Here is a 17,101-nt window from a genome sequence, read left to right on the forward strand (position 1 = left end):
GGCGACCTCTACCCCCTGGCGCGCCGCCATCCCCAGGCACTCCTTTGGCGCACCTGCGTGAGCGCGGCCCCCGCGAGGACGACCACCGCACCCACGGGTGTGGTCCACCGCAGCGACTCCCCGAGGATCGCCACGCCGGCCGCCGTGGCGATGACCGGAATGAAGTAGGTGACCATCTGTGCGGTCGTCGGGCCGACCTCGGCGACCAGGCCGTACTGGATCAGCACCGCCAGCCCCGTGCCCAGTGCGCCCAGCGCGGCGATCGCCAGCAGCGGCACCAGCGACACGTGGGTCGGCAGCCCGGCGAACAACGGTGTGACGACGGCCAGTTGAAGGGTCGCGAGGAGCAGTTGCGCGCCCGTCATCGACAGGTGGGAGTGGCCCGTGCCCGTGAGCGTCCGGCGGACGTAGATCCAGCCCACCGGGTAGCTCAGCGAGGCCAGCAGTGCCATCGCCGTACCCGTGGCGTCCAGGCCGTGGAAGCCCTGCCACGCGCCGAGGACCGTCAGCACCCCGAGGAAGCCGAGGCCGAGGCCGGCGACGCGCACCCGGGTCGGCCGGTCCTCGGACAGGGCGACCAGCGACAGGGCCATGCCCCACAGGGGTGACGTGGCGTTGCAGATACCGGCCAGTGTGGACGGGATCGTGAGCTCGGAGTAGGCGAAGAGGGAGAACGGCAGGGCGTTCAGGAAGAACGCGGCGACCGCCATGTGGCCCCACAGCCGGGCCCCGCGCGGCAGCCTCTCCCGCTTGACCGCCATCGCCGCCACCAGTACCGCCGTACCGAACACCAGACGCCCGAGAGTGACCTGGAAGGGTGCATAGCCCCCGGTGCCGACCTTGATCAGCAGGAAGCTGAAGCCCCAGATCAGGGAAAGGGCGCCGAAGCGCAGCCGCCAGTCGAGGCGGGCGCGGGGGCGAGCAGGGGCGGGGGACTGGGTTCGGGGCGTGGTGACCGTGCTCATGGTCTCCACGATGCTGGATGCAACCTCGTAGCACAATCGAGATATCCCACCCGATACCTCTTAGAATCGCTTACATGTTGAATCTGGAGCGCCTGCGCACCCTGGATGCCCTCGCCCGGCACGGCTCGGTCAGCGCGGCCGCGGACGCGCTGCACGTGACCACGTCCGCCGTCTCCCAGCAGCTCGGCAAGCTGGAGCGGGAGATCGGCCAGCAGCTGCTCGCCAAGAACGGCCGGGGGGTGCGGCTCACGGACGCCGGCAGGCTGCTGACGGAGCACGCGAAGCGCATCCTCTCGCAGGTCGAACTCGCCGAGTCGGACCTGGAGGCGCATCGCGGGCAGGTCGTCGGCGAACTCGGGCTGTCCGCGTTCCCGACCGCGGCCCGCGGGCTCTTCCCCGTCGCGCTCGGTGCGCTGCGGGCCGAGCACCCCGGGCTGCGCGTGCGCTCCAGCGAGCTGGAGCCGGAGCAGGGCATCGCCGGCGTCGTCCGCGGCGACCTCGACCTCGCCGTGGTCCTGGACTGGTACAACAAGCCGATGCCGGTCCCTGACGGCCTGGTCAAGGCGCCCCTGCTGGACGACCCGGCCGATGTCGCCATGCCCGCCGGGCACCGGCTCGCCGACCGGGACGAGGTGGACCTCGCCGAGTTCGCCGAGGACGAGTGGATCACCTGGGGCGAAGGCGAGTTCTGCCACGAGTGGCTGATGTTCACGCTCCGGTCCAAGGGGGTGGAGCCGATCGTCGGCCACCGCGCCGGCGAGACCCACACCCAACTCGCACTGGTCGCCTCCGGACTGGGCGTGTGCATCGCGCCGCTACTGGGCCGGCACCCGGTCCCGGAGGGCGTGGTCCTCGTGCCGCTCAAGCAGCGGGTGCGCCGGCACGTGTACGTCGTCTGGCGCGCGGACGGCGACCGGCGCCCCTCCATCCGTGCGGCGGTCGAGGCGCTGCGCGCCGCGGCTGGAAGGCTCGGCTGAGCCGGTCGCGGCACTAGGCGCCGCCCAGCTTGCGGAAGTCCCAGGACACGATCTTCTCAGGGGCCAGCCGGGCCCAGGCGTGCCGGCCGTCGTGCGGCATCTCGTCCAGGCCGAAGTTCTTCCGCGCGAACAGCGTCTCGGCCGTGTCGAGCTCGGCGCACAGCTCCCCGGTGCGCGGCACCTCGCCCACGAACTCCACCCGGCCGGACAGCTCGACCCCGCGCAACTGGTCGTACTCCTCGCCCGAGTCGACCACGACGGCCACCCGGGGATCGCGCTGCAGCTGCGCCCAGCGCCTGCTGCGCACCACCGAGTACAGCCACAGCGAGGTGCCGTCCCAGGCGAACCAGAGTGCGCTGACATGCGGGGTGCCGTCCGCCGAGACGGTCGCGACCCGGCAGGTGCGCTGAGTGGTGAGGAACTCGTCGAGCTCACCGGGCGTCATCATGATCTTCCGGCCCCGGCGCTGCTGTGTGACGGTCATGCGGCCCCCTCTTCTCCCACGTCGTGCCAGAGAACTATCGTGTGCTGGTGATCCTCTGACATCACGTCAGAAAAGGAAACGGGTCGGCTCCACACAGCTTCGAAGGGGCACGCCATGCCGTCGCACGCACAGCTCAGCGAACGCCTCGACCCGGTGAGCACGGTCCTGCTCACCGTGGAGTGCCAGCAGGGGGTCGTCGGACCGGACAGCGCCTTGCCCGAACTCGCCCGCGAGGCCCGCTCCTCCGGTGCGCTGCGCAACGTGGCGCGGCTGGTCGCCGCCGCGCACGGAACCGGTGTGCAGGTCGTCCACGCGATCGCCGAGCGCCGCCCGGACGGCCGCGGAGCGAGTCGCAACGCGCGGCTGTTCCGGGCCGCCGAGCGGCTTCCCGTGCAGCAGCTGAGCGGCAGCACGGCGGTGCGGGTCGCGCCGGAGATCGAGGTCGCCGAGGAGGATCTGGTCGTGCGCCGACTGCACGGGCTGTCCCCGCTCCACGGCACCGACGTCGACGCCCTGCTGCGCAACCTCGGCTGCCGCACGCTGATCGTCGCCGGTGTCTCCGCCAACGTCGCGGTCCCCAACGCCGTGTTCGACGCGGTCAACCTCGGCTACGCCGCCGTCGTCCCGGCCGACGCCATCGCGGGAGTGCCGGCCGACTACACCCCCGCGATGATCCGGCACACCCTCGCGCTGGTCGCCACGGTCTCGACCACCGACGAGGTGCTCGGCTGCCTGGAGCGGGCGCACCGGCGAGCGTGAAGCGGCTCAGGCCAGCTTGATCTCGTCGCCGGAGACGGTGATCTTCGCCGCGGGCAGCGGCTGGGTCGCGGGACCCTGCTTCACGCTGCCGTCCTCGGCGGAGAAGTGGCTGTTGTGACACGGGCACACGATCACGCCGTTCGCCACGCTGCCCACCGCACACCCCTGATGGGTGCACTTGGACGAGAACGCCTTGTACTGGCCCGCCGCCGGCTGGGTGACCACGACGCCCTGGTCCTTGAACACCTTTCCGCCGCCCTCGGGGATGTCGGACGTCTTGGCGAGGGCGGCGCCGCCGCCGGCCTGCGTGGTGCCGGTGGAACCGGTGGAGCCACCGGTCCCGGAGGACCCGGACCCGGAACCGGTGTCGGCCGTGCCGGACGAGTTGTCGCCCGAACCGCAGGCGGTCAGCGCGGCGGCGAGCCCCGCCGCTCCGGCCGCCGCCACGACGGTACGGCGGGCCGGTCCCGCAGTGGGCTGGGGCGATGCGCTGCTCATGTGGGGTTCCCTTCCGCGGAGCTTCTCGTGATCCGTCCAGGGGTACGGCGCCCGGGCGCCACCCGTTCAGACGGGCACCCAGATCCTTGCCGTCCGGGCATGAGACGGCCGTAAGCCGCAGCTGTGCGCCCGCTGTCGGCCGCCCCCAGTAACCTGGGGCGATGCTCAAGGAAGTCACCGCGACCCGTTACGTCACGCCCCTGCGTGAGGGCGGCTCGCTGCCGGGGCTCGTCGAGGCCGACGACTTCGGGACCTACGTCCTGAAGTTCACCGGCGCCGGACAGGGCCGCAAGACACTGGTCGCCGAGGTGGTGTGCGGCGAACTCGCCCGCCGCCTCGGCTTCCGGATGCCCCGCCTGGTCACCGTCGAGCTGGACCCGGTCCTCGGGCTCGGCGAGCCCGAGCAGCAGGTGCAGGACCTGCTCAGGTCCAGCGGCGGCACCAACCTCGGCATGGACTTCCTCTCCGGCGCCCTCGGCTACGACCCGCTCGCCTTCCCGGTGAGCCCCGAGGAGGCCGGCCGGATCGTCTGGTTCGACGCGCTGATCAACAACGTGGACCGGTCCTGGCGCAACCCCAACCTCCTCGTACACCGCGGCGGGCTGTGGCTCATCGATCACGGTGCCACGATGATCTGGCACCACAACTGGCCGTCCGCCGACTCCTCGGCGGCCCGTCCCTACGCCGCCTGCGACCACGCTCTCGCCCGCTTCGCCCCGGACGTCACCGCCGCCGCGGCCGAGCTGGCACCCCGGGTCACCGAGGACCTGCTCGCCGAGGTCACCGCCGAGATCCCCGACGCCTGGCTCGTCGACGAGCCGGGCTTCGACACCCCGGACGACCTGCGCCGGGCCTACGCCAGGCCGCTGCTCGCGCGGGCGGCCGTCATCGCCGGGCGCATCACCGGCATCGAGGGGACCAAGTGAGCGAGACGCACATCCACATGGCCGGCCACGTCACCGAGCGGCACATCACCCGGGCGGGCCAGGGCGGCGACCGGGACGTGTTCGAGTACGCGCTGCTGCGGGTCGTGCCGCGCGTCGAGCGCGGCGAGTGCATCAACGCCGGCGTGGTCGTCTACAGCCGCGCCCGGGCCTACGTGGGCGCCCGCACCCACCTGGACGAGTCCCGGCTGCTCGCCCTGGACCCGCAGGCGGACGTGGCCGGGATCCGGGCCGCTCTCGGTGCGGTCGAGCGGCACTGCGCGGGCGGCGAGGAGGCCGGGCAGGCTGCCGCGGACGACGCCGGGCGCCGTTTCCGCTGGCTGATCGCGTCCCGCTCCACGGTCGTGCAGCCGGGCCCCGTGCACACCGGTCTGACCACCGACCCGGCGGCCGAGACGGAACGGTTGCTGGACCTGCTGGTGAGGTAATGGATCACACGCACCCGGTGTGCCGTTGACACCGGGTGCCAGGGCTTCTAGCGTCACCTGTACTGAAGGTACTAAGCGGTCGCTCACCGCACCGGGGGTTCACTGCCAAGGGCCCCGAAAGGTTCTCTCAAGGGCGAGGAGAAGCAGCAATGTCCACCACTGAACAGCGGGTCGCGGTAGTCACCGGCGCGGCACGCGGCATCGGCGCCGCCACCGCCGTACGACTGGCCGCCGAGGGTCGCGCGGTCGCCGTGATCGACCTGGACGAGGCCGCCTGCAAGGACACCGTCGAGAAGATCACCGCCGCCGGCGGCAGGGCGATCGCGGTCGGCGCCGACGTGTCCGACGAGGCACAGGTCGAGGCGGCCGTCGCCCGGGTCGTCGAGGAACTGGGCGCGCCGACCATCCTGGTCAACAACGCCGGCGTGTTGCGGGACAACCTGCTGTTCAAGATGAGTGTCTCCGACTGGGACACCGTCCTGAACGTGCACCTGCGCGGCTCGTTCCTGATGACCAAGGCCGTCCAGAAGCACATGGTCGACGCCGGCTGGGGCCGTGTCGTCAACCTGTCCTCCTCCTCGGCGCTCGGCAACCGCGGCCAGGCCAACTACTCCGCCGCCAAGGCCGGTCTGCAGGGCTTCACCAAGACCCTCGCCATCGAACTGGGCAAGTTCGGCATCACCGCCAACGCCGTCGCCCCCGGTTTCATCGCCACCGAGATGACCAAGGCCACCGCCGACCGGGTCGGCATGGGCTTCGACGATTTCAAGAAGGCCGCCGCCACCCAGATCCCGGTGCAGCGCGTCGGCGAGCCGGAGGACATCGCCAACGCCATCGCCTTCTTCACCGGCGAGGCGGCCGGCTTCGTCTCCGGCCAGGTGCTGTACGTCGCCGGCGGACCGCTGAACTAAGGGATACAGGTACATGACTTCCGCTGAACTCCCCGAACTCTCGGGCAGAGTCGCCCTCGTCACGGGCGCCAGCCGCGGCATCGGCTACGGCGTCGCCGAGGCGCTCGTCGCCCGTGGCGACCGCGTGTGCATCACCGGCCGCAACGAGGACGCCCTGAAGGAGGCCGTCGAGAAGCTCGGCTCGGACCGGGTCCTCGGCGTCGCCGGCAAGGCGCACGACCTGGCCCATCAGGCCGAGGCCGTCGAGCGCACCATGGAGGCCTTCGGCCGCCTCGACTTCCTGGTCAACAACGCCGGCACCAACCCGGTCTTCGGCCCGATCGCCGACCTCGACCTGGAGGTCGCCCGCAAGGTCTTCGAGACCAACGTGATCTCCGCGCTCGGCTTCGCCCAGAAGACCTGGCACGCCTGGCAGAAGGACAACGGCGGCGCGATCGTCAACATCGCCTCGATCGCGGGTCTCGCGCCCTCGCCGTTCATCGGTGCCTACGGCGTCAGCAAGGCCGCGATGATCAACCTGACCCAGCAGCTCGCGCACGAGTTCGCTCCGAAGGTGCGCGTCAACGCGATCGCCCCGGCCGTCGTCAAGACCAAGTTCGCGCAGGCCCTGTACGAGAACCGGGAGGAGGAGGCGGCCGCCGCCTACCCGCTCGCCCGGCTCGGCGTGCCCTCGGACATCGGCGGGGCCGCCGCGTTCCTCACCTCCGGGCAGTCCGAATGGATCACCGGCCAGACGCTCGTCGTGGACGGCGGCCTCTTCCTCAACGCCGGAGTCGGCTGAGCAACCTTCCGGGCGCCGATTTTCGGACGGATCGGCGCCCGGATGCGGTCCAGAATCCGCATAGCGAAATGACAACGTGGTCATCGCCGAATCGATCAAGAAGTCCCGTTTCAGGGACGGTTCACGGCGCCGAACGCTGCGGTATGGTCTGCCGACCCTTGGTATGGCAGATCGAGGAGTGTGCGCGTGTTCAACCGGAACCGATTCCTGCGGAGAGTCGCGGCGATCGCGTCCATATCCCTGGTGGCCGGCTGCGGCCTGCTGTCCGACGGCGGCGGTGACGGGAAGGGCCCCATCGTCGTGGGCACCACCAGCGCCCCGAGCACGCTGGACCCGGCCGGCGCCTACGACGGCTCCTGGGAGCTGTACCGGAACATCTTCCAGACGCTGCTCGCCTACCCCAACGGTGCCACCACCCCCCAGCCCGACGCCGCCGAGCACTGCGCCTTCACCGACTCCTCCAGCCGCACCTATCGCTGCAGGCTGCGTCCGGGCATGAAGTTCGCCGACGGTGACGCGCTGAACGCCCAGGCCGTCAAGCACTCCATCGACCGCATCCGCACCATCGACGCCCCCGGCGGACCCGCCCCCCTGCTCGGCAGCCTGGACCGGGTGCAGGCGATCGGCGACCGCGAGATCGTCTTCCACCTCAACCAGTCCGACGCCACGTTCCCGTTCGTGCTGGCCACCCCCGCCATGTCGATCGTGGACCCGGACGACTACCCGGCGCGCTCCCTGCGCAAGGACGACAAGGTCTACGGCTCCGGACCGTACAAGGTCCAGTCGTACGAGGAGGACAAGCAGGCCGTCCTCGTCGCCAACGGGAACTACCAGGGCTTCGCCGAGCGGCAGAACGACGCCGTGACCATCCGCTACTTCCAGGACTCCGCCGGAATGGTCAAGGCGCTGCGGGACAAGCAGATCGACGTCACCTACCGCGGCCTGGCCGCCGACGACATCCTCGCCCTCCAGCAGCACGGCAACAGCAACCTGCAGCTGGTCGACGGCACCGGCATCGACATCAGCTACCTCGTCTTCAACCCCAAGGACTCCTGGGCCAGGCAGCCGGCCGTGCGCCGGGCCGTCGCCCAGATCGTCGACCGGGGCGCCATCGCGCACAAGGTCTACAAGGACACGGTGGACCCGCTGTACTCGATGGTCCCCAAGGGACTGACCGGACACACCACCGGCTTCTTCGACGACTACGGCGACCCGAGCGTGCCCAAGGCCCGCAAGGTGCTCTCCGCCGCGGGCATCCACCAGCGCGTCCCGCTCACCCTCTGGTACACCACCGACCGGTACGGCTCCGAGACAGCGCTGATGTTCCAGGAGCTGAAGCGGCAGCTGGAGGCCTCCGGGCTGTTCACGATCACGCTGAAGAGCCGCCCCTGGAAGACCTATGTGGTCGGCTACCAGAAGGGCGAGTACCCCGTGTTCGGCCGCGGCTGGTTCCCGGACTTCCCCGACGCGGACAACTTCATCGCCCCGTTCGTAGGTGAGCACAACGCGCTCGGCACGCCCTACTCGTCCAAGGAGATCACCGGCCAGCTGCTGCCCCACTCGCGCGCGGAGAGCGATCGCGCCCAGACGGTCAAGGACATGGAGCAGGCCCAGCACATCATGGTGAACGACGCCCGGCTGATCCCGCTGTGGCAGGGCCGGCAGTTCATCGCCGCCAGCGAGGACATCTCCGGCGGCGAGCAGGCGCTCGACCCGTCGACGATCATGATGATGTGGGAGCTGCACCGCAAGACCAGCTGGTGAGGCCGGTGCACTGGCGTTGGCGTGCCCGTTGTCAGTGGTCGCCTGTAGGTTCTGAAGCCTGGAAGTGACCGCACGCAGTAGTTGATTGACATCGTGAGGACGTTGACGTGACCGACATCGCCATGCTGCCCGAGTCCTGGCGCGGGGTTCTGGGCGACGAGCTGCAGCAGCCCTACTTCAAGGAGCTGACCGAGTTCGTCGAGGAGGAGCGGGCGAAGGGTCCCGTCTACCCGCCGCGCGAGGAGGTCTTCGCGGCGCTGGACGCGACGCCGTACGAACAGGTCAAGGTCCTCGTCCTGGGCCAGGACCCGTACCACGGCGAGGGCCAGGGCCACGGCCTGTGCTTCTCGGTCCGCCCCGGCGTGAAGACCCCGCCCTCCCTGAGGAACATCTACAAGGAGATGAAGGAGGAGCTGGGCCTGCCGGTCCCGGACAACGGCTATCTGATGCCGTGGGCCCGGCAGGGCGTGCTGCTGCTCAACGCGGTGCTCACGGTCCGCGCCGGTGAGGCCAACTCGCACAAGGGCAAAGGCTGGGAGAAGTTCACCGACGCGGTGATCCGCGCGGTGGCCTCCCGCCCCGACCCGGCGGTCTTCGTCCTCTGGGGCAACTACGCGCAGAAGAAGCTGCCGCTGATCGACGAGACCCGGCACGTGGTGGTCAAGGGCGCGCACCCCTCGCCGCTGTCCGCGAAGAAGTTCTTCGGCTCCCGCCCGTTCACCCAGATCAACGAGGCGATCGCCCTGCAGGGGCATGAGCCGGTCGACTGGCGGCTCCCGAATCTGGTCTGAGATCGCAGGGCCGGGGGGAGCGCCCACCGCACAACGGCGCCGCCTGCCGAGGAATCCGCGCGGCGCCGTTTAGCGTCAGCACCACACAACGGCCGACAGCCCGGAGGGCAACCGTGGCGGAGCAACAGGAGCAGGCGGCGCCGGACGCCGTGCTGACGCGGATCGGGCAGGTCGTGATGCTGCACCACGGCGGCGACCGCGAGGAGGCCCGCACGCGTTTTCTGGACCTGTGGGCGGAGATCGGCGAGGACGGCGCCCCGCTGCACCGCTGCACCCTGGCCCACTATCTCGCGGACACACAGGACGACCCGGAGGCCGAACTCGCCTGGGATCTCCGGGCGTTGTCGGCGGCGGCGGAGCGGGACGCTCCGCCGAGCGTGCGAGGGCTGTTTCCCTCGCTCCATCTCAATCTTGCCGCCGACTACGTGAAGCTGGGCCGGGACGAGGCCGCCCGCAGCCATGTGCGCCGGGCGCGCGAGGCCGCGGACGCCCTGGCCGACGACGGGTACGGCAACGGGGTGCGGGCGGCCATCGAGCGGCTGGGGTTGCGGCTCGGCGAGGGCGCCTGAGAGCCGGCCGGACCGCGGCGTGGTACAGCTGCGGCTCTGTCGCGTCTCGTCACGCCCACGGCGAAGCCGCACATCGGCACAGCCCCGCCCCTTGGAGGCGCTTCAGCGGCCGTACGCCTGGTCGCAGATCACCGACTCCGGGCTGTCCGTGCGCCAGCCGCCGTACTTTCTGCCCAGGGCGCAGACGTCCGAGGGCGTCCTCGGGACCGGCTGCGGCAGGTCCGGGAGGGCGGTGTGCGACTGCCGGGGGTGCTCGCGGGCGCGCGGCGGAGCCGCTGGAGGTGCCGGTGGACGGTGTACGACCGGGGGCTCCTCGGCCCGGCGACGTGGGACGGTGGGCGCCGCACGCTTCGGACGCCGGGAGGGGCCGGTCATCTCCAGTGCCTCCTGGGCCGGTGCCTGCACCACCCGGGGCTCCGCACTGCCGTCCGCTCGCGGCGCCGTCGGCAGCGGGGGCGCCGTGCCCCGGGTCGGCGCGGGCGGTGTCGCCGGACGCTGTACCGTCACACAGCCGGAGAGGGCCGAGACGGCCACGGTGGCCAGGAGCGCTGCGGTGGTCGTCGTTCGATGCACCCGGGCAACTCTGCTGGGTCGGCCCCCCGCTTGGCAGCAGAGAGCCGAGGTTGATGCCCCCGCACGGGTGATCTCGTGGCCCGTACGGAGGGTTCCGGAGTACGGGAGGTGACGTTCAGTCGCCGGTGGCGCCGTCGATCCGCTCGCGGATCAGGTCGGCGTGACCGTTGTGCCGGGCGTACTCCTCGATCATGTGGGTGTAGATCCAGCGCAGGTTGAAGGCTTCCCCGCTGGACCGGCTCCTGCCCCGGGAGAAGTCGTCGAGGCCGAGGCCGGCGGCGTTGCGGCGGGCGTTCTCGATCTCGTCCTGCCAGACGGCGTACGTCTTGTCCCAGGTGGCCGCTTCGGTGAAGTGGAAGTCGCCGTCCGGATCCTCCTCCGTGCAGTACAGGATCCCCGGGTCCTCGCCCAGCAGCACCTCGTGGAACCAGAACCGCTCCACTTCCGACAGATGGCGGACCAGGCCCAGCAGCGACAGCTCGGAGGGTTCGAGGGGCTGCGTGCGCAGCTGTGCGTCGGTCAGGCCCTCGCACTTCCACGCCAGCGTCTGGCGGTGATAGTCCAGCCAGCCTTCCAGCATGGCGCGTTCACCGGCGTTCAGGGCGGGCTCTCGGCGTTCGATTGTCATGTCCGTATCTTGACCGAAGGCCGCGTGCACGACCAGGCAATTTCATACCGCCGAGGTCGCCACCAGGCCGTCGAGGTCGCCCGCCCGGACCCGGCCGGCAACCCGTCACCGTCGCCGTACACGACGCCGTGCTCCGGCCCTGTCGGAAGGCCGGCCCCGCGCTCCTCCTGCGCGGCTTCGACGGCAAAGCCGACTCGCGGCCGCCGTATGCTGCCGAGGACACACACGCAGGACGGCGGCAGGGGAGAGCACGTGAAGGTCGGCTGCATCGGACTCGGGGACATCGCGCAGAAGGCGTACCTGCCGGTGCTGGGCGTGCAGCCGGGAGTCGACCTGCACCTGCAGACCCGGACGCCCGCCACCCTCGACCGGGTCGCCGACAGCCTGCACCTGCCGGCCGGCCGGCGGCACACCACGCTCGACTCCCTGCTCGCCGAAGGCCTCGACGCGGCCTTCGTGCACGCCCCGACCGCCGTCCACCCCGAGATCGTCACCCGGCTGCTCCAGGCGGGCGTCCCGACGTACGTGGACAAGCCGCTCGCCTACGAACTCGCCGACTCCGAACGGCTGGTGGCCCTCGCCGAGGAGCGCGGCATCTCCCTGTCCGTCGGCTTCAACCGCCGGTACGCCCCCGGGTACGTGCAGTGCCGGGACCATCCGCGCGAGCTGATCCTCATGCAGAAGAACCGGATCGGGCTGCCCGAGGAACCGCGCGCGATGATCCTGGACGACTTCATCCACGTCGTCGACACCCTGCGGTTCCTGGTGCCGGGCCCGGTCGACGACGTCACGGTCCGTGCGCGCGTCGAGGACGGGCTGCTGCAGCACGTCGTGCTCCAGCTCGGCGGGGACGGTTTCACCGCGCTCGGCGTGATGAACCGGCTCAGCGGCTCCACCGAGGAGGTCCTGGAGGTCTCCGGGCAGGACACCAAGCGTCAGGTGCTCAACCTCGCCGAGGTGATCGACCACAAGGGGCAGCCGACCGTGCGCCGGCGCGGCGACTGGGTACCGGTGGCCCGGCAGCGCGGCATCGAGCAGGCGGCGCTCGCCTTCCTCGACGCCGTGCGCGCCGGCAAGGTGCTCAGCGCCCGGGACGCGCTGGCGACTCATGAGCTGTGCGAGCGGGTGGTACGAGCGGTGCGGGACCGCTCCGCCGCAGCCTGAGCGCCCGCACTCCCTCGGTCGCGCACAGCGCCGTCAGCACCAGCAGCGCCCCGCCCACGGGCCAGTCGCCGTAGCGGACGTACGGCGTGATGCCGTGTGCGAGCGGTACGTCGTACACACGTGCCGCGCTCGCGCCGGTGCCGAGCCAGGGGCCGAGCCGCTGTCCGCCGGGACCGTACACGGCCGAGACGCCGGTCAGGGTCGCGTGCACCATCGGGCGACCGGTCTCCGCCGCCCTGAGCGCGGCCAGCGAGGCATGCTGCTGCGGGGCCCAGCTGTCCTGGAAGGAGGAGGTGGAGGACTGGCCGAGCAGCACGTCGGCGCCGTCCTGCGCCAGATGCCGGCTCATGTCGGGGAACGCGGTCTCGAAACAGATCAGGGGGCCGATCCGCAGGCCGTGCCCGACGCTCATCACGACCTGCTCGGTGCCCCGCCTGCGGTCCTCGCCGGCCGCCTTGCCGACCGAGGTGGCCCAGCCGAGGACGGAGCGGGCCGGTATGTACTCGCCGAACGGCACGAGCCGCATCTTGTCGTACCGGTCGCCCGTCGGGCCGTCCGGGCCGACCAGCACCGAACTCTTGTAGATGCCGGGGCGGTCGGAGCGGCGGGCGTCCACGTTCACCAGCACGTCCGCGCCCGTCTCGCGGGACAGCGCGGCGACCCGCCGGGCCAGGTCGGGCCGGTCGCCCAGATCGAAGCCGACGCTGGACTCGCCCCACACGACCAGGTCGACGTCCTGCCCGGCGAGCCGCCGGGTCAGCTGCTCCTCCCGCGCGAAACGCTTCCCGCCGCTGTCCTGCCCGTCCACGACTCCCGGCTGTACGACGGCGATCCGCATCCGCCCGTCGATCTGCGGGCGGGGCGCCCACGCCCACGCGGCCGTCGTCGCGGCGGCCGTGGCGACCAGGGAGGCCACGGCCGGCATCCGGGACTCGCGCACGGATATCAGCACGGCCGCCGCCACGTTGACGGCCACCACCACAAAGCTGAGCAGCCACACTCCGCCGACGGAGGCCAGCCGCAGCGCCGGTGACACCTGCCACTGGCTGGCGCCCAGCATGCCCCACGGCCCGCCCAGCCCCTGCCAGGAGCGCACCAGCTCCACCATCAGCCAGGCGGACGGCAGCACCAGCAGCGCGGCGGCACCCCGGCCCGGTGCCGGCCGCTCACCCAGGAAGCGCCGCACCAGCCAGGCCCAGGGCGCCCAGAGCGCGCCCAGCAGCGCGGCGATCAGGAAGATGAAAACGTGCAGGCTCGGCAGCAGCCAGTGGTGCACGGCCACCAGGAAGCCGAAGCCGCCGCTCCAGCCGTCGTACGCCGCCCGCCGCCCGGTCGGCGCAGAGCGGGCCAGCAGGATCCAGGGCACCAGGGCGACGTACGCGAACCACCACAGCGCCGGCGCCGGGAACGCGAGCACGGGCAGGGCACCCGCGAGGGCGGCGGCGCAGGAACGGCGCCAGGGAGAGGTCAGCAGTTGGTCGATCGTCCTCATACGGACCCTCCGTACCCAGCTCTGGTCCCAGTGTGCGCGCCGGAAGCGATCTCCGACAGTGCGCTGGTGCGCCGCAGAGCTCGGGCCGGGCGGTTGCCGGGCACGTCTGCGTCGCTGTTCGCGGCCGGGCACGCGGTGCCTCGGTGCCCCTAGGGCGTCGGTGTGAGACGGCGCCACTTCTCGTGTACGACCACCTCGCGCAGCCGCCAGCCCTCCGCCGTGCGCAGCAGCGCGAAGGTGTAGCGGCCGCCGCAGACGAGGTCCGGTTCCGCGGGGCCGGCGTCGGATGCGAACCGCATCGGGTTGAGGTAGTCGGCCCGTACCGAGGCGGTGTCGCCGGTGTCGTGCTCCAGGGCGCCGAACCGCACCTGGCGATTGACGATCAGATGCTGGCGCATGGCGAACACCGCCAGGCTCTCCGCGAGCCACGCCGCCACCTGCCGGGTGTCCCCTTCGATGCCGCCGGCCGAACGGTAGTCGGCCCGCCCGTCCGCGGTGAACAGCGCGCGGTACGCCGTCCAGTCACCGTCGTCGACGGCCATCGCGTACTCGGTGACCACCCCGTCCACGGCCAGCCGGTCCATCACGGTCGCGAGCTCAGCGCGCTGCGTCATCGGCACAGTGTTGGGCATGGCGGGCGCGGAGCCAAGAGGCGCGCCGGGACATTCGGCGGCGCGGGGAACGTCGGGGTTCTCCTTGCGTTACACCATCCGGCGGCTTATGGGCGCCATCATGTGATTTGTGCTGTCAAATTCCTACTTATTCCATTATCCAGGTGCTGGAGCTGCCCCACCGAATTCGGGCTCCCAAGTCGAGGAGAGTGGAAAAGATGACGACATCGCCTAGATGGCGATCTGTTGTGGCGTCGGCAGCCGCGGCCGCTGCGCTCTTCGCCGCACCGCTGGCAGGTGCGGCGACCGCCTACGCCGCCGGCACCCCCTACCCCCCACATCCGACGCACACCCCCTACCCGCCGAAGCCGCCGCACCACGGCTGCGACGAGCACGGCGACGAGCACGGCGACGAGCACGGCGACGACGAGCACGGCGATGACGAGCACGGCAATGACGAGCACGGTTGCGACGAGCAGGGCTGCGACGAGCACGGCAATGACGAGCACGGCAAGGGCGAGCACGGCGACGACGAGCACGGCGACGACGGGCACGGCAAGGGCGAGCACGGCGACGACGAGCACGGCGACGACGGGCACGGCAAGGGCGAGCACGGCGACGACGAGCACGGCGATGACGAGCACGGCGACGACGGGCACGGCAAGGGCGAGCACGGCTGTGACGACAAGCAACCGCACAAGCCGCACCTCGCGCACACCGGTGCCGACCACACGAAGGAAGCGGTCCTGGGTGGCACGGCCGCCGCTCTGATCGCAACAGGTGCAGGCACCATGCTGATCGTGCGCCGTCGCAGCAACTCATGACGCTGTCCGAAACACGTCTGTCCTTCCCTTCGGGGCGTTCCGGTCGCACGCCGGACGCGCCCCGGGCACGCCGGCGCGTTCCTGGCCATCTGGTCAGGAACGCGCTGCTGGCCGCCGCCGCCGTTCCGGCGGCGGCGGTCGCCTGGATCGGACTCACCGGCGTGCTCGCCCGCCACGAGCTGCTCGCCGCCCAGAACGACCTGAACGCACTGCGGAAGTCGGTTGCTGCGTCGGCGGCGTCCCACCCGGCCCCCGCTGTCGCAGCGGGCGCCCCGGGCGAGTCCGAGCAGGAACGACTGCTGCGTTCCGCGGCTGGACACGCGGCTTCCGCACACGACCTGACCACCGGACCGGCCTGGTACACCGTGGCCCGACTGCCCCTGGTCGGTGGGCCTTTCGAGACCGTACGAGGCATCGCACAGGCCTCGGACAGACTGGCCGGAGCCGTGCTGCCGCCGCTTGTCCGCGCCGTCCCCCGATTCTCGGCGGGCGCACACGAGGGCGGTATCCCGCATGTCCTCACCGAGTTGGAGAGCCAGGCGTCCGCGTTCGCCCGCGCCGCGCGTGTCGCGGCCGAGGTACAGGACGACGCCCATCACCTGCCCGGCTCCACCTGGCTGTCGGCGGCCGACCGCGCCCGAGCGCAGCTGTCGGACCAGATGGACCGCCTCGTCCCGCAGACCCGCGACGTCGCCGTCGCGGCACGTGTGGCGCCCTCCATGCTCGGGGCGCACGGAGAACGGCGGTACCTCCTCGCTTTCCAGAACACGGCCGAAGCGCGCGGCACCGGAGGCCTCCCGGGTGCCTTCGCCGTGCTGCGGGCCGACCGGGGCCGCCTGTCCTTCGAGCACTTCGGCAACAACACCGAGATGGACGGCAGCCACGCGGACATCGACCTCGGCGCCGAGTTCACAGCGCAGTACGGGGACAACGGACCCCAGACTCTCTGGGCCAACTCCAACATGAGCCCGCACTTCCCGTACGCGGCCCGCATCTGGACCGCGGACTGGCGGAGTCACAGCGGTGAGCGCCTCGACGGTGCGATCGCCATCGACCCCTCCGCGCTCGGCCTTCTCCTCCGCGCCACCGGGCCCGCCCGGCTGCCCGACGGCACCCAACTCAGCGCCGACAACGCCGTGGACACCACCGAACGGGCCGCCTACGCAAAGTACGACGATGTCGCCCGGCGCAAGGCGTACTTCGTGGAGGCCGCCCGTGCGGCCGCAGGCCGGCTGATGAAAGCGACCGGCGACCCCCGTCTGATCCCCGCGCTGCTGAGTGCCGTGCACGACGTCGAGCGGGAGGGCCGGCTCCAGGTATGGAGCGCGCACCGGGGCGAGCAGCGACTGCTTCAGACGCGTCCGTTCGCAGGCGTGCTCCCCGACACGCCGGGGCCGTTCGCCGGGCTCGTCGTGAACAACGCGGCCGGCACCAAGCTCGACTACTACCTGGACCGCAGCCTCGTCTGGGCCCCGGGCGCCTGCCTGGACACCGGCCGGTCCGTCACCGCGACCGTGACCCTCACCAACCGGGCGCCGGGCTCGGGTCTGCCCGAGTACGTCACCCAACGGGTGGACGCCCCGCCCTACCGGACCCGGCCGGGAGACAACCGGCTCCTCCTGACCTACTACGCCGGCATGGGAGCCAGGCTCACGCGCGCCACTCTGGACGGCCGTCCGGTCACCCTGATCCGCGGCGTCGAACGCGGCCACCCGGCGTACACCCTCGACCTGGAGCTGCCCCGGCAGTCCAGCCGGACCCTCGTGCTGCATCTCCGCGAGCCGAACGCCGACGGTGCCCCGACGATTCTGCGCCAGGCCCTGGTGACACCGCTGCGGACCACGGTCAAGCCCGCCAGTTCGTGTGCTGGGCGACCAGGGCCGCGGCGGGCAGCGCGAGGCCGCCGCCGACGCCGATCGAGGAGCTCATCAGGGCCAT

General features: G+C 71.4%; 18 protein-coding genes and 1 pseudogene. 12 read left to right on the forward strand and 7 right to left on the reverse strand.

Annotation, left to right across the window (positions count from 1 at the left end):
- Positions 1-8 precede the first annotated feature (8 nt).
- Complete coding sequence (locus ABZ919_RS39730) at positions 9-965, reverse strand: DMT family transporter (RefSeq protein WP_361258613.1); 957 nt, start codon at positions 963-965, stop codon at positions 9-11.
- Between the two features lie 74 nt (positions 966-1,039).
- On the opposite strand from ABZ919_RS39730, the gene ABZ919_RS39735 reads away from it, so the two are divergent.
- Positions 1,040-1,942: a LysR family transcriptional regulator gene (locus ABZ919_RS39735; RefSeq protein WP_361258616.1), complete on the forward strand. Its 903-nt coding sequence runs from the start codon at positions 1,040-1,042 to the stop codon at positions 1,940-1,942.
- Positions 1,943-1,955: 13 nt separating this feature from the next.
- Here the strand turns inward: ABZ919_RS39735 and ABZ919_RS39740 are convergent, their stop codons facing one another.
- The gene (locus tag ABZ919_RS39740) at positions 1,956-2,426 is read right to left on the reverse strand and encodes a pyridoxamine 5'-phosphate oxidase family protein (protein ID WP_361258619.1); all 471 of its coding nucleotides are present in this window, start codon (positions 2,424-2,426) and stop codon (positions 1,956-1,958) included.
- A 114-nt stretch (positions 2,427-2,540) separates the two neighbouring features.
- Here ABZ919_RS39740 and ABZ919_RS39745 point away from each other — a divergent pair, with 114 nt between their 5' ends.
- Positions 2,541-3,185: a cysteine hydrolase gene (locus ABZ919_RS39745; RefSeq protein ID WP_361258622.1), complete on the forward strand. Its 645-nt coding sequence runs from the start codon at positions 2,541-2,543 to the stop codon at positions 3,183-3,185.
- Positions 3,186-3,191: 6 nt separating this feature from the next.
- On the opposite strand, the gene ABZ919_RS39750 is transcribed toward ABZ919_RS39745, so the two are convergent.
- Positions 3,192-3,683 (reverse strand): Rieske (2Fe-2S) protein, encoded by a 492-nt coding sequence (locus tag ABZ919_RS39750; protein WP_361258625.1) that lies wholly within the window; start codon positions 3,681-3,683, stop codon positions 3,192-3,194.
- A 161-nt stretch (positions 3,684-3,844) separates the two neighbouring features.
- Between ABZ919_RS39750 and ABZ919_RS39755 the strand changes: the two genes are divergently transcribed.
- From ABZ919_RS39755 to ABZ919_RS39785, 7 genes are all read left to right on the forward strand, one after another.
- Complete coding sequence (locus ABZ919_RS39755) at positions 3,845-4,609, forward strand: HipA family kinase (protein WP_361258628.1); 765 nt, start codon at positions 3,845-3,847, stop codon at positions 4,607-4,609.
- Positions 4,606-5,055: a DUF3037 domain-containing protein gene (locus ABZ919_RS39760; RefSeq protein ID WP_361258631.1), complete on the forward strand. Its 450-nt coding sequence runs from the start codon at positions 4,606-4,608 to the stop codon at positions 5,053-5,055. The genes ABZ919_RS39755 and ABZ919_RS39760 overlap by 4 nt, the downstream gene beginning before the upstream one ends.
- A 149-nt stretch (positions 5,056-5,204) precedes the next feature.
- On the forward strand, positions 5,205-5,966 hold the full coding sequence (gene fabG, locus ABZ919_RS39765) for a 3-oxoacyl-ACP reductase FabG (protein ID WP_361258634.1): 762 nt from the start codon (positions 5,205-5,207) through the stop codon (positions 5,964-5,966).
- 13 nt (positions 5,967-5,979) lie between these two features.
- Entirely contained in the window at positions 5,980-6,747 is a 768-nt protein-coding gene (locus tag ABZ919_RS39770) for an SDR family oxidoreductase (protein ID WP_361258637.1), read from the forward strand.
- Positions 6,748-6,933: 186 nt separating this feature from the next.
- Positions 6,934-8,511, forward strand: a complete 1,578-nt coding sequence (locus tag ABZ919_RS39775; protein ID WP_361258640.1) for an ABC transporter substrate-binding protein — start codon at positions 6,934-6,936, stop codon at positions 8,509-8,511.
- Between the two features lie 107 nt (positions 8,512-8,618).
- Positions 8,619-9,302, forward strand: coding sequence for a uracil-DNA glycosylase (gene ung, locus ABZ919_RS39780; protein ID WP_361258643.1), 684 nt, complete (start codon positions 8,619-8,621; stop codon positions 9,300-9,302).
- A gap of 113 nt (positions 9,303-9,415) precedes the next feature.
- Complete coding sequence (locus ABZ919_RS39785) at positions 9,416-9,871, forward strand: hypothetical protein (RefSeq protein ID WP_361258646.1); 456 nt, start codon at positions 9,416-9,418, stop codon at positions 9,869-9,871.
- 102 nt (positions 9,872-9,973) lie between these two features.
- Here ABZ919_RS39785 and ABZ919_RS39790 read toward each other — a convergent pair whose 3' ends face one another.
- Complete coding sequence (locus ABZ919_RS39790; protein ID WP_361258649.1) at positions 9,974-10,444, reverse strand: hypothetical protein; 471 nt, start codon at positions 10,442-10,444, stop codon at positions 9,974-9,976.
- Positions 10,445-10,559: 115 nt separating this feature from the next.
- The gene (locus ABZ919_RS39795) at positions 10,560-11,072 is read right to left on the reverse strand and encodes a DinB family protein (RefSeq protein WP_361258651.1); all 513 of its coding nucleotides are present in this window, start codon (positions 11,070-11,072) and stop codon (positions 10,560-10,562) included.
- A 252-nt stretch (positions 11,073-11,324) separates the two neighbouring features.
- Here ABZ919_RS39795 and ABZ919_RS39800 point away from each other — a divergent pair, with 252 nt between their 5' ends.
- Positions 11,325-12,236 carry a Gfo/Idh/MocA family oxidoreductase gene (locus ABZ919_RS39800; RefSeq protein ID WP_361258654.1) on the forward strand — a complete coding sequence of 304 codons (912 nt, stop codon included), beginning with the start codon at positions 11,325-11,327 and terminating at the stop codon, positions 12,234-12,236.
- On the opposite strand, the gene lnt is transcribed toward ABZ919_RS39800, so the two are convergent.
- A complete protein-coding gene (lnt, locus tag ABZ919_RS39805; protein ID WP_361258657.1) occupies positions 12,154-13,728 on the reverse strand; it encodes an apolipoprotein N-acyltransferase in 1,575 nt (524 codons plus the stop codon). The two genes, ABZ919_RS39800 and lnt, sit on opposite strands and share 83 nt — an antisense overlap.
- A 149-nt stretch (positions 13,729-13,877) precedes the next feature.
- A complete protein-coding gene (locus ABZ919_RS39810) occupies positions 13,878-14,342 on the reverse strand; it encodes a nuclear transport factor 2 family protein (protein ID WP_361258660.1) in 465 nt (154 codons plus the stop codon).
- 245 nt (positions 14,343-14,587) lie between these two features.
- On the opposite strand from ABZ919_RS39810, the gene ABZ919_RS39815 reads away from it, so the two are divergent.
- Complete coding sequence (locus ABZ919_RS39815) at positions 14,588-15,163, forward strand: hypothetical protein (protein WP_361258663.1); 576 nt, start codon at positions 14,588-14,590, stop codon at positions 15,161-15,163.
- Positions 15,164-15,882: 719 nt separating this feature from the next.
- Positions 15,883-16,266, forward strand: a pseudogene (locus tag ABZ919_RS39820) (DUF4012 domain-containing protein); the annotation flags it as partial.
- Positions 16,267-17,101 lie beyond the last annotated feature (835 nt).

This window comes from Streptomyces sp. NPDC046759, from assembly GCF_040645475.1.
In the GTDB taxonomy this organism is placed as follows: Bacteria; Actinomycetota; Actinomycetes; order Streptomycetales; family Streptomycetaceae; genus Streptomyces.

Bases quoted from the DNA above. Each gene is read 5' to 3' on its own strand.
- ABZ919_RS39730 (WP_361258613.1), bottom strand. From the start codon at position 965: ATGAGCACGGTCACCACGCCCCGAACCCAGTCCCCCGCCCCTGCTCGC.
- ABZ919_RS39735 (WP_361258616.1), top strand. From the start codon at position 1,040: ATGTTGAATCTGGAGCGCCTGCGCACCCTGGATGCCCTCGCCCGGCAC.
- ABZ919_RS39740 (WP_361258619.1), bottom strand. From the start codon at position 2,426: ATGACCGTCACACAGCAGCGCCGGGGCCGGAAGATCATGATGACGCCC.
- ABZ919_RS39745 (WP_361258622.1), top strand. From the start codon at position 2,541: ATGCCGTCGCACGCACAGCTCAGCGAACGCCTCGACCCGGTGAGCACG.
- ABZ919_RS39750 (WP_361258625.1), bottom strand. From the start codon at position 3,683: ATGAGCAGCGCATCGCCCCAGCCCACTGCGGGACCGGCCCGCCGTACC.
- ABZ919_RS39755 (WP_361258628.1), top strand. From the start codon at position 3,845: ATGCTCAAGGAAGTCACCGCGACCCGTTACGTCACGCCCCTGCGTGAG.
- fabG (WP_361258634.1), top strand. From the start codon at position 5,205: ATGTCCACCACTGAACAGCGGGTCGCGGTAGTCACCGGCGCGGCACGC.
- ABZ919_RS39770 (WP_361258637.1), top strand. From the start codon at position 5,980: ATGACTTCCGCTGAACTCCCCGAACTCTCGGGCAGAGTCGCCCTCGTC.
- ABZ919_RS39795 (WP_361258651.1), bottom strand. From the start codon at position 11,072: ATGACAATCGAACGCCGAGAGCCCGCCCTGAACGCCGGTGAACGCGCC.
- lnt (WP_361258657.1), bottom strand. From the start codon at position 13,728: ATGAGGACGATCGACCAACTGCTGACCTCTCCCTGGCGCCGTTCCTGC.
- ABZ919_RS39810 (WP_361258660.1), bottom strand. From the start codon at position 14,342: ATGACGCAGCGCGCTGAGCTCGCGACCGTGATGGACCGGCTGGCCGTG.